Source organism: Ruegeria sp. CL3 (assembly GCF_056536505.1).
In genome coordinates, this window is record NZ_JBQFPT010000010.1 from 1 (window position 1) to 11462 (window position 11462).

Here is an 11462-nt window from a genome sequence, read left to right on the forward strand (position 1 = left end):
GTCGACGGTCTCGCCGCCAATGGCGAAGACGGCAATGCCGAGGTCGAGGCCAAGGTCAAAGCAGAAGTCGCCGACCTCTGCGCCCGCTTCCCTATCTATCCGAACTTGTAAAACCAAGGACCCTTAACCATGAGCTTTCACCCAATCGAACAGGCTCCGGCCCGCCTGAACCGCAGCGAACTGGCTGTTCCGGGCAGCCAGCCCGGCATGTTTGAAAAAGCGGCCAAGTCGGATGTGGATGTGATCTTCCTGGATCTGGAAGACGCCGTTGCCCCAGACGAAAAGGAACAGGCTAGAGCGAACATCATCGAGGCCCTGAACGATATCGATTGGGGCAATAAGACCATGTCGGTGCGGATCAACGGGCTGGATACGCACTATATGTATCGCGACGTCGTGGATGTGGTCGAACAGGCCGGTCAGCGTCTGGACCTGATCATGATCCCCAAGGTCGGCACCGCTGCCGATGTCTATGCCGTCGACATGCTGGTCACCCAGATCGAGGACGCCAAGGGCTACAAAAAGCGGATCGGGTTCGAGCATATCATCGAAACCGCGCTTGGCATGCAGAATGTCAGCGAGATTGCTGCCGCATCGAAACGCAACGAAAGTCTGCATTTCGGGGTTGCCGACTATGCGGCCTCGACCCGCGCACGGACAACCATCATTGGCGGTGTGAACCCGGATTACTCGGTGCTGACCGATGCCGACCCTGAGGGCGGCCGCATGACCCATTGGGGTGATATGTGGCACTACGCGCTGGCGCGTATGGTTGTTGCGGCGCGCGCAAACGGCCTGCGCCCGATCGACGGCCCGTTCGGGGATTTTCAAGACCCCGTTGGCTATCGTGCGGCGGCAAAGCGCGCAGCGGTTCTGGGCTGTGAAGGCAAGTGGGCCATTCACCCCAGCCAGATCACGCTGGCCAATGAGGTCATGTCGCCTTCGGATGCCGAGGTGGACAAGGCCAAGCGGATCCTCGTCGCGATGGCCGATGCCGAAGCGGCTGGTAGAGGCGCTGTCTCGCTGGACGGTCGCCTGATCGATTATGCATCGATCCGGCAGGCGGAAGTGCTGGTTGAAAAGGCAGGTCAGATCGCTGCCGCGTGATCTGCCAAACGTTAGACGGAGCGGGCTGTCCCATCGGACGGCCCGTTTCGGTTTTGCGTGCGAAAGGCGCTGATCGGGCGGCCGAATTCACGGGTGAACGACCGCCCCAAGGCCGACGCGCAAGAAAACCCGCATCTTAGGGCAATCTGTTCGACACTCAGTCGCGTTTCCTGCGCCAGATAGCGCGCATGTTGCAGACGATAGAGCTTGTAGTATTTGCCAGTCGTCATCCCCAGCTCATCTGCAAATGCGCGGCTGAGGCTGCGCTCGGAGAGCGAGACGCGTTCGGCCAGTTCAAAGGTTGTCAGCGGAGTCTCGACGTTTTCGGCAATGACATTCAGGGCGTCCAGCAGTTTGGTCGACCCACGATCCTGCAATTGTTGCGAACCACGCTTCAGTTCGGACTGGCGGGCAGGGTCGTAGATGAACATGTTCGAGGCATCAAATGCGGCGGCGGGGCCGAACAGGTTCTGGATCAGGTCGAGGGTAAGTTCCAGCGCTGTGCTGGCCCCTCCGCAGGTCAGAAACGGGCCGGATTGAACAAACCGGGCGCTGGACACGTTCACTTTGGGAAAGCTTTCGCGAAAGGCATCAAACTCCTGCCAGTGGATCGTAGCTTGGTGCCCGTCCAGAACCCCGGCTTCGGCCAGTATCCAAGACGCCGTATCCAGAGCCAGAACGCGCCGGGCGGTCCGAACGGCTTGTCGGATCGCAACCAGCAATTCCTTGGTGATCTGCTGCCGGACGCGGTAACCGGCCACGATGACCAGCGTTCCGGTCGATTTCGTCGGGTCGAAGGCGCGATTTGGAGAGACCTGTATCGCACTCGAACTTTCCACGGGTTCACCGTTCAGGCTGGTGATCTCCCAACCTGGACTGGCGTAGAGCGCGCGCATCTTGACGTCACGCAACGGTTCGAGGGCGCTGGCCAGAACCATGTTGGAAAACCCGTCCAGTAACAGGAACTCGAAATGCTCATGAGGGGATGACGACAAAAGTATTCCTCCTGACGAAAAATGTATCGATTTTTCCTGGGTTTTGAAAGTAGCTTTGCCGCATTCAGTCGCCTTCCAAGGCGCGATTCCTGCTGATCGAAGGACAAAGTTATGCCCCTTGCCATGAACCGCGAAGTTTTCATCACCTGTGCCGTCACCGGATCGGGTGGGACGCAGGACAAGTCTCCGCATGTACCGCGCTCGCCCGAGCAGATTGCCAACTCGGCGATTGATGCGGCCAAGGCGGGGGCTGCCGTTGTGCATTGCCACGTACGCGACCCGGAAACTGGTGTGCCGTCGCGCGATCTGGGCCTGTACCGCGAGGTGACAGACCGCATTCGCGATGCTGAGGTCGATGTGGTGCTGAACCTGACGGCCGGTATGGGCGGTGATATTGTGTTCGGCCCGACCGAAAGCCCGTTTCCGGTCAATGAAGCGGCCACTGACATGATCGGCGCGACGGAGCGGATGGCGCATATTGCCGAGTGTCTGCCCGAGATCTGCACCCTCGACTGTGGCACCATGAACTTTGCCGAGGCAGACTATGTGATGACCAACACCCCTGGCATGCTGCGGGCGATGGGTCAGATGATGACCGATCTTGGCGTGAAGCCCGAGATCGAAGCCTTCGACACCGGCCACCTGTGGTTCGCCAAGCAATTAGTGAAAGAGGGTATTCTGGAGCCCAACGCTCTGGTCCAACTGTGCATGGGTGTGCCGTGGGGTGCCCCCAACGACATCAACACCTTCATGGCGATGGTCAATGCGGTGCCTTCTGATTGGACATGGTCGGCCTTCTCGCTGGGTCGCGATCAGATGCCTTATGCCGCGCAATCGGTTCTGGCGGGTGGTAATGTCCGAGTTGGCCTGGAAGACAATCTGTTTCTGGAAAAAGGCGTTCTGGCCACCAACGCGCAACTGGTCGAACGTGCCGTGACGGTGATCGAGAACATGGGCGCCAAGATCATCGGCCCGGACGCCGTGCGCGAGAAACTGGACCTGACCAAGCGCGCTCCCGTCGCGAAATGAACAGGCGCGTTCTTGTAACCGCAGGCGCGGCTGGTATCGGCCGCGTCATTGCGGAGCAATTCATTCAAGACGGATCACGAGTAGCGGTCTGCGACGCAGACCCTGCCGCGGTTCGGAGCTTTGCCGACGCGCATCCCGGCAGTATCGCTGTGGTGGCCGATGTCACCTCGGAATCCGCCATGGACGCTTTCCTAAGTTCGGTTGAGAACGAATGGGGCGGCATTGATGTGGTCTGCGCCAATGCCGGTACCGGCGGCCCCGCCGGGCCAATCGAAGATCTCGCCTATGACGCGTGGCAGCAATGCCTCGCCACCAACGTGCACGGTGCATATCTGACCTGCCGTTGGGCGGCGCGGGTCATGAAGGCGCAAAAAAGTGGCCTGATCGTCATGACCTCGTCCACCGCTGGGATCATGGGCTATCCGATGCGGTCGCCCTATGCGGCGGCTAAATGGGCCCTGATCGGCTTGACCAAAACCCTCGCGATGGAGCTTGGCCCCTTTGGCATTCGCGTCAACGCGATCTGCCCCGGTGCTGTTGAAGGCGACCGGATGGAGCGTGTGCTGGCGAACGAAGCCGCCGCCCATGGTCAGAGTATTGAGACCATGCGCGCCGCCTATGTGACAGGCGTGTCCATGAAAACATGGGTTACGGCGCAGGACGTGGCGAACAGCATACATTTCCTTGCCTCAGAGGCAGGGACCAAAATCTCGGGGCAGGTTCTGTCCATTGATGGCCATACGGAGACACTTGCGCCATGACACAAAAAGCAACCATCTTCGGCGGCGGCGTGATCGGCGGGGGCTGGGTCGCCCGCTTTCTGCTGAACGGCTGGAACGTATCGGTTTTTGATCCGGACCCGGAAGCAGAGCGCAAAATCGGCGAAGTGCTGGCCAATGCCCGCCGCGCCTTGCCCGCGCTTTATGACAAGGCGCTGCCAGCCGAGGGCACTCTGACCTTTCACGACGATATGGGCGAGGCTCTGGCTGGTGCCGTGTGGGTTCAGGAAAGCGTGCCCGAGCGTTTGGACCTCAAGCACAAGATCCACGCGCAGATCGACAAGCTGTCGCCTGCGGATGCGGTGATCGGGTCTTCGACCTCAGGTTTCAAGCCCTCTGAGCTGAACGAACACGGCGGCCGCGTCGTCGTCGCGCACCCGTTCAACCCCGTCTACCTGCTGCCGCTGGTCGAGCTGGTGGGGGACGCCGGCACATGTGCCAAGGCGTCGGATATCCTGCGGTCCATTGGGATGTATCCGCTGACTGTGCGCAAAGAGATTGATGCGCATATCGCCGACCGTTTCCTCGAGGCTGTCTGGCGTGAGGCGCTTTGGCTGGTCAAGGATGGCGTCGCCACGACCGAAGAAATCGACGAAGCGATCCGTATGGGTTTTGGTATCCGCTGGGCGCAGATGGGTCTGTTCGAAACCTACCGCGTCGCGGGTGGCGAGGCGGGGATGAAACACTTCATGGCGCAATTCGGCCCGGCCCTGCAATGGCCTTGGACCAAACTCATGGATGTGCCGGAATTTACCGATGAACTGGTCGACCTGATCGCCGGTCAATCGGATGCGCAATCCGGCCATTTGTCGATCCGCGAACTGGAGCGTCTGCGCGATGACAACCTGATCGGGATGATGCGAGCGCTGAAGAAAACCGGCAGCGGGGCGGGCGGCGTTCTGAACGCGCACGAAACGATGTTGCCTGACCCCGAAGGCGATGATCTGCCGATCACTGTGGATCGAATGATCCCGCAAAGCTGGACAGACTATAACGGTCACATGAATGAGGCCCACTATATCGAAGTCTCGGCCCAGGCGACGGACAATTTCATGCTGATGATCGACGCGGATGCAGACTATGTCGCGGCGGGCAACAGCTACTTCACGGTCGAGAATTTCGTGCAGTACCACGCGGAATTGCATGCAGGGGATCGGCTGACCGTCACCACGCAGGTTCTGCGCGGTGAAGGCAAGAAAATGCACTTGTTCCACCGCCTGCACGGCCCGGATGGAGAGGTCGCGGCCACCGTTGAGACCCTGCTGCTACATATGGACCTGAACGCGCGCAAAACCTCTCTGCCGACCGAGGGTGTGGCCGCGAAACTGACCGCTTTTGCCGAAGATCATGCCAAACTACCGGCCCCTCAAGGGGCGGGTCGCCATGTGGGGCAACGGGGCTGATATCAACGCGTGCTGCCTCTGGGTTAACGAATCCGGCGGCGGCATCTACTGGCGGGTCGATCTGCAAAAATCCTGGCCCGCCTTTTTTGCGCAAGCGCGGCGGCGTTGTGCTATAATTTCCTCCAATTGTTGTTGTGTTTTGGAGGTAACTTATGATTTTTCGTTTATTGGCAACACTTTGTTTGACCTTCGCTTTGTCGACCGCGAATCCCCAGATTGCCAGGGCAGATGCGGGTGATTTCATTGGCGGTGCTGTCGTCGGAGGCGTGGTTGGCTACGCAATCGGCAAAGATCAGCAAAAGAAGAAAGCGCAGCGCTCGACCACCCGGACATATCGGCCAAGCATTCCATCCACCTCGCAAGGGGCGCAGACGCAAACGGCCCTCAACTATTTCGGCTACAATGCCGGACGGGTCGATGGTCAGGTCGGTGGTGGCACGCGGGCTGCAATCCAACGGTATCAGGCGTCCATGGGATATCCGGTCAATGGCTATGATTTCCAACCCTATCAGCGCGATTTCCTGATGCAGGCCTACTACTGGGGCACAAGTGGCGGTCAGGCCAGCACTCAGCTCTCCGGTCAGCCGTTGTTGATGGCCTATCGTCGGCAAGTCCAAACGGGCACGGCTGTAGCTGCTGCTCCGCAACCCGCGCCGCAACCCGTGGCACCTGTGACTGCAACGGCTGCCCCTGCCGAACCGGCGCCCGAGCCTGAAGTGACCGAAACGGCCACTGCAGCCCTGCCGAGCCTATTTGCAGGTGGCACTGGTGGCCCGTCTCTGGCCAACCGTTGTAGCGCGGTGATGCTGCAAACTTCAACCAATGGCGGCTACACGACGCTTGCGAACATGTCGGACCCCGATTTCGCCCTGAGCGAGCAGTTCTGTCTGGCGCGCAGCTACGCCATGGCGCGGGGTGAAGATCTGATGGAGGACATTCAGGGCCTGACACCGGATCAAGTGACAGCGCAATGCGAAGCATATGGAGAGATGCTAGCGCCACAGGTCGTTTCACTGTCGCTGACGTCTAAAACCGAGGCCGAAACACAAATGCGCAAGCTGGCTCTGGATTCTGGCCTCAGCCCCGAGGACATTGCAGCGACAAGCAAAGTATGTTTGGCGATGGGCTACCGTCAGGACAATATGGACAGCGCAGTAGGCTCGGCCTTGATGCTGGTTGCCATGGGCGAACCTGCCTATGGAGAGCTGATCGGTCACCACCTGCGCGAAGGCTTCGGCGTACAAGAGCGTCGCGATCTGGCGATGCAGTGGTATGACGCAAGCCTGTCAGCACTTGATGCCGGATCTCAGGCCGTGTTCCTGCCATCACAATCGGATCGCCCGGAATTGCTACGTGCGGCAATGACAGAAACACAGTAGGTCTGGCTGACCTGTTCCGCGGGCGCAAGGATCGTCCGCGGCTTCTTCAAGCGCCTCAATAACAGGAACCCTGATCGAGTGCTGCGCAGACGGGTGCTCTGCGTGACCCGTTCGAAGTCTTAGATATCGTAGGGGCTAGTGACAAACCCTTTGGTGCGGGCAATTCCTATCGCCACGGGTGTGTCGGCAATCCGCAATCGGCCCCTTGCCTCACTGTGCTTGTTTAGGGTTGATCCACGTTCAAAATCCGTGGGGCATGTACGTGAGTTCGGACGAGCAAAGCTGCGGCAACGCCTGCGATTGCGCCGAACAAATGCGCCTCCCACGAGATGCCGGGCTGACCGGGTAGAACGCCCCAAAGGATTGATCCGTAAAGCAGCCCGACCACCATGGCCACGGCAAGGGTCACGGGCGACCGATCGACCAATCCGCGCGCTACCAGAAAGCCGAACCACCCAAACACTAGCCCGGATGCGCCTATATGGATGGCTGTGTTTCCAAACAGCCAGACCAGCGCTCCGCCCAAAGCGATGATGACGGCGTTCACGACCAACAATGCCCGTGTTGCTGTAGCCGCCAGCAAGGCCCCCATCAGGATCAGCGGAGGCGTGTTAGAAATGAGATGCGGAAAGCTGGCATGCAGAAGTGGCATGCCAAAGATACCGTCCAACCCGGCGATCTGCCTTGGGATCAGCCCGAACGCGAGGTTCAGGCGGTACCCAACCGTCCAATTGAGAACCTGTATCGCCCAAAGCACCGCTACGAAGAGCGCCAGGACCTTGAACCGCGAAAAAACAACACGTTTACCGTTTTTTTCAATCATCTGAAATAGATAATCGTGGCAGTGACAACGATCAATACGCCTTGCAGGATAGTCGGATCAGAGTGTGGGCGCTGACGCGCTCAGGTGGCAAAGACCTCGAAATGGATCTGGTTTTCCCCGACCCCTAACGCTTCAAGGCCGGATTTCAGGTCGGTCATGAAATCCAACGGACCGCAGAGCAAATACTGAGCGTTGGGACCTGCGTTCAATGCAACCAGTTCCTGCGCCGTGATCCGGCCTTTGATGTCAAAATCCTGCCCCGCCACATCCTGGGCCTCGGGCGCGCTGTAGTAGATCCGTTTCCGTGCGATCGGGCTGGTGGCAATCAGGTCGTCAACTTCGCCGCGCAGCGCGTGAAACCGTCCGTTGCGCGCGGCATGTATGAACCAGACCGGACGGTCAGGGTGCTGTGCCACAGTCTGATGCAACATTGCGATCATCGGGGTCACGCCAACGCCGGCGCTGACGAGGACAAGGGGCGTGTCTACTGACGGGATCAGGAAATCCCCGGCTGGCGGTTTGGCCTCGATTACGTCGCCCAATTGCACCTTGTCGTGCAGAAAGCGGGATGCAGCACCATTCGGTTCGCGTTTGACAGTGATCCTGTAGTGGTCCTCGGACGGGTTGCCGGACAGGGTATATGTCCGCCGCAGCTTGGTGTCATGCGTCGGAACGCTGAGCACAATCGGCAGGTGCTGCCCTGCCTCAAACGCGGCAAGTGGCCCACCATTTGCGGGTCGAAGTTGAAATGATGTGATCCCCTCGGCCTCGGCAATCTTGTCCGCAACTACCAGCTGTCTCGATGGGGTCGGTTCAGCCGACCATCTCAGCGACAGCGCGTTTGGTCGGTCAATCACGGAGTCGACCTGAACGTCGATCATGCGTAGAACGTTGGGATCACGCGCCTCGGCCGGTGCCCAGTCGATCTCGGCCCGCCCGGACAGATGCAGCAGTCCTCCGGTCGCGAAATCGACGAATAGCAGCCCGATGCGGGGGTTCTCCAACAGATTGCCAATCGTATTGAAGAAATTGTTTCCGGAATAGTCGGGAATACGCAGGCGGTTTGGAGCGACGACGCGGACAAAACCGGGTGTCCCTCCGCGATGAGATGCATCAAACCCGTTCGACGCCGCGTGTTGCGGACCATGTCGACCGGACCCGATGAACAAGGTATCCGAGGCGCTTATACTTGCGATCTGTTCGGGGTCGAGGTGGTCAGATACCACCGCCTCTGCCGGTTTATTGCCGGCTACCCGCCGCCAGTCGCGTTCATTGATATACTGAGGGCAGTTGCCGAAGCTCTGGCGGATATCGATTGCAAAACCAGTGTCGGTTGGACGGGTCCGACCGCTGAACCGATTGCGTCGGCGCGTCGCCAGCTCGATGCCGACAACGCCGATATCAGCCCCTTTTCTCAGGCTTTCTGCCAACGGATCACGCTGGTCGATCACGGTATCTACGGTCAATTTGCGGGGATCAGGCGAATGAACGAACCCGTCCTCGCCTTCAATGATTGTCGCCCATACGCGGCCCTCTGCATCGCTGGACGCAGCCACCAGAAACGGCTGCGCCTGATAGAAGGCACGATGCTGGTCCGGCAAATGGTCGCGAATGTACGGAGCGGCCCTGCGGGCAATATCGCCCGCACCCGCCCGCACTTGCGCCGCCAGTTCGCCCGCGTGGAACGGAGTTTCCGTGCCAGACATCGTCTTACCTCCTTGGTGTGTGTTTAAAGGCCCAGATCGCTCAGCCCCGGATGGTCGTCCGGGCGGCGGCCCAGAGGCCAGTGGAACTTGCGATCATCCTCTGTGATCGGCAATTCGTTGATGCTGGCAAAGCGGTTGGCCATGTAGCCATTCTCGTCGAATTCCCAATTTTCGTTGCCGTAGGCCCGGAACCAGTTTCCGCTGTCATCACGGAATTCATAGGCGTATCGCACCGCGATCCGGTTGCCGTCACAGGCCCAGAGTTCCTTGATCAGGCGATAGTCCAGTTCCTTGTTCCATTTGCGGGTTAGAAACGCCTCGATCTCGGCGCGGCCAACGGGGAACTCGGCCCGGTTGCGCCATTGGCTGTCCGGCGTGTAGGCCAGCGCGACCTTGGCCGGGCTACGGCCATTCCAGCCGTCCTCGGCGAGACGGACCTTTTCAATCGCGGTTTCTCGGGTGAAGGGCGGCAGAGGGTGGCGAGGTTCTTCGAGTGTCATTGCACGTCTCCGATTGGGTGTTTGGCGCAGACGTTTAAGCGACGAGGCCCACGGCCGTGGCTGGCATCGGCTCGAATCCGTCCAGCGCCTCGAACCGGGCGATCCATGCCCGCACATTCGGATAGGGGTCGAGCGAGACGTTCCCCTCGGGTGCGTGGGCAGTGTAGGAGTAGGCGGCGACATCTGCGATGGTCGGTCGGTCGCCAACCAGCCAGTCGCGGCCTTCCAATCCCTTTTCAAGTTTTTGCATCGCCTTGGCTGCGGTTGCGGCGGCGAAATCGACGTCCAGAGGTGCCCCGAACACCGTGATCAACCGCGCCGCGGCGGATCCGAATGCGATCTCTCCCGCGGCGAGGGTCAGCCAGCGCTGCACCGCCGCCTCGCCCACCGCGTCGGTCGGCATCCAGTCGGGCGCGTATTGCCGGGCGAGGTATACGAGAATCGCATTGGAATCCGAGACTACAACATCGCCATCCTCAAGCACCGGGACTTGCCCGTTGGGATTCATCTCCAGAAACTCGGGCGATTTATGCGCGCCTGCGGCCAAATCGACGAAAACGACCTCATGGGCGATACCGGCCAGCTTGGCAAAGACCAGGGCGCGGTGCGCGTGGCCGGATTTCGGGAAGTGGTGGATACGTACTGCGTTCGACATTTGTCAGCTCCTGTCATGCGCGGAATTGCTTCTGCGGCTATAGATACAGCTTGCCACCATGGGCGATAATGGGCAGTTTTAGGGGATCATTAAGCCCTAGGAGGGCGGAATAGACATGGACAAGATCGACCGAATGCGTGCCTTTACGCTGGTGGCACAGAATGCCTCGTTCACTTTGGCAGCCCAGCGGCTGGGGCGGTCGTCGCGTCTGGTCAGCAAATACGTGGCCGATCTGGAGGAGGCGCTGGGCGTTCAGCTTCTGAACCGAACCACCCGCAGCGTATCCCTGACGGATGCGGGGGCGACCTACCTGGCGATGTGCGAACCGCTTCTGGACGGGTTCGACGAAATGGAGGAGGCGGTGCGCAACGCGCAGACGTCTCTGCGCGGGATTATAAGGATTTCTGCGCCGACAGGGTTCGGCTCACTACGGTTGGCCCCGTCGCTGGCGGCTTTTGTCGAAAAGCACACTGAGGTCGAAATTGATCTCAACCTTTCAGACCGCCGGGTGTCGATCATCGAAGAGGGTCTGGATTTGGCGATCCGGATCGGGCCAACGCGGGACAGTTCGCTTAAGATGCGCCGGTTGGGTCCGATGCCGCTGATTGTGTGCGCGTCTCCGGCCTATCTCGAAAGTGCAGGTGTGCCCGCGCATCCAAGTGCCCTTGCCACGCATGAGTGCATTCTGGACGGCAATATGAGCGACCCTGCAGTCTGGCGGTTTGATGTCGATGGCAGCGAGGTGGCGGTTCACGTCAATGGTCGCCTTCAGGCCAATGCGCCTGCGGCCTCGGCACGGTTGGCCGCCGCAGGAGTGGCCGTTGCCAGATGCCCGGCCTACACGGTGGCGGATGCCCTTAGGTCCGGGGAATTGGTTGAGCTGTTCGCCGAATACCGTGTCACACCTTACGTCGTGGCGGCGCTTTTCCCGCAAAACCGCAGGCTGACCACGCGGGTCCGCGCGTTGATCGACCATCTGGCAAGCGACGACCTGATCTGCAACGCCGGAGCGTAATGCCTAAAACCTATGACGCTTAGACCCTTGACCAATCCTTGGCCCCTTGTTTTCGTAGGGTCGAGCGCCGG

Annotated in this window: 11 protein-coding genes; 6 read left to right on the forward strand and 5 right to left on the reverse strand. The window is 59.9% G+C overall.

Annotated elements, in window-relative coordinates; genetic code table 11:
- Positions 1-129 precede the first annotated feature (129 nt).
- The gene (locus ACR0NO_RS15350; RefSeq protein WP_480724574.1) at positions 130-1107 is read left to right on the forward strand and encodes an HpcH/HpaI aldolase/citrate lyase family protein; all 978 of its coding nucleotides are present in this window, start codon (positions 130-132) and stop codon (positions 1105-1107) included.
- 11 nt (positions 1108-1118) lie between these two features.
- Here ACR0NO_RS15350 and ACR0NO_RS15355 read toward each other — a convergent pair whose 3' ends face one another.
- Entirely contained in the window at positions 1119-2102 is a 984-nt protein-coding gene (locus tag ACR0NO_RS15355) for a GlxA family transcriptional regulator (protein ID WP_480724575.1), read from the reverse strand.
- A gap of 111 nt (positions 2103-2213) precedes the next feature.
- Here ACR0NO_RS15355 and bcoG point away from each other — a divergent pair, with 111 nt between their 5' ends.
- The 4 genes from bcoG (at position 2214) to ACR0NO_RS15375 (ending at position 6692) form a co-directional block, all read left to right on the forward strand.
- Positions 2214-3131 (forward strand): 3-dehydrocarnitine:acetyl-CoA trimethylamine transferase BcoG, encoded by a 918-nt coding sequence (gene bcoG, locus ACR0NO_RS15360; RefSeq protein ID WP_209250954.1) that lies wholly within the window; start codon positions 2214-2216, stop codon positions 3129-3131.
- Positions 3128-3892, forward strand: a complete 765-nt coding sequence (locus tag ACR0NO_RS15365; RefSeq protein ID WP_480724576.1) for an SDR family oxidoreductase — start codon at positions 3128-3130, stop codon at positions 3890-3892. Before bcoG ends, ACR0NO_RS15365 begins: the two co-directional genes overlap by 4 nt.
- On the forward strand, positions 3889-5313 hold the full coding sequence (locus ACR0NO_RS15370) for a carnitine 3-dehydrogenase (protein WP_480724577.1): 1425 nt from the start codon (positions 3889-3891) through the stop codon (positions 5311-5313). Before ACR0NO_RS15365 ends, ACR0NO_RS15370 begins: the two co-directional genes overlap by 4 nt.
- A 182-nt stretch (positions 5314-5495) precedes the next feature.
- On the forward strand, positions 5496-6692 hold the full coding sequence (locus tag ACR0NO_RS15375) for a peptidoglycan-binding domain-containing protein (RefSeq protein WP_480724578.1): 1197 nt from the start codon (positions 5496-5498) through the stop codon (positions 6690-6692).
- A 223-nt stretch (positions 6693-6915) separates the two neighbouring features.
- Here the strand turns inward: ACR0NO_RS15375 and ACR0NO_RS15380 are convergent, their stop codons facing one another.
- The 4 genes from ACR0NO_RS15380 to ACR0NO_RS15395 all read right to left on the reverse strand — a co-directional run bounded on the left by ACR0NO_RS15380 (position 6916) and on the right by ACR0NO_RS15395 (position 10376).
- Positions 6916-7515 (reverse strand): rhomboid family intramembrane serine protease, encoded by a 600-nt coding sequence (locus tag ACR0NO_RS15380; RefSeq protein WP_480724579.1) that lies wholly within the window; start codon positions 7513-7515, stop codon positions 6916-6918.
- Positions 7516-7595: 80 nt separating this feature from the next.
- Positions 7596-9221, reverse strand: a complete 1626-nt coding sequence (locus ACR0NO_RS15385) for an FAD-binding oxidoreductase (protein WP_480724580.1) — start codon at positions 9219-9221, stop codon at positions 7596-7598.
- 23 nt (positions 9222-9244) lie between these two features.
- Positions 9245-9721: a nuclear transport factor 2 family protein gene (locus tag ACR0NO_RS15390; protein WP_480724581.1), complete on the reverse strand. Its 477-nt coding sequence runs from the start codon at positions 9719-9721 to the stop codon at positions 9245-9247.
- A gap of 34 nt (positions 9722-9755) precedes the next feature.
- The gene (locus tag ACR0NO_RS15395; protein WP_480724582.1) at positions 9756-10376 is read right to left on the reverse strand and encodes a glutathione S-transferase family protein; all 621 of its coding nucleotides are present in this window, start codon (positions 10374-10376) and stop codon (positions 9756-9758) included.
- Positions 10377-10491: 115 nt separating this feature from the next.
- Here ACR0NO_RS15395 and ACR0NO_RS15400 point away from each other — a divergent pair, with 115 nt between their 5' ends.
- Positions 10492-11391 (forward strand): LysR family transcriptional regulator, encoded by a 900-nt coding sequence (locus tag ACR0NO_RS15400; RefSeq protein ID WP_480724583.1) that lies wholly within the window; start codon positions 10492-10494, stop codon positions 11389-11391.
- Positions 11392-11462 lie beyond the last annotated feature (71 nt).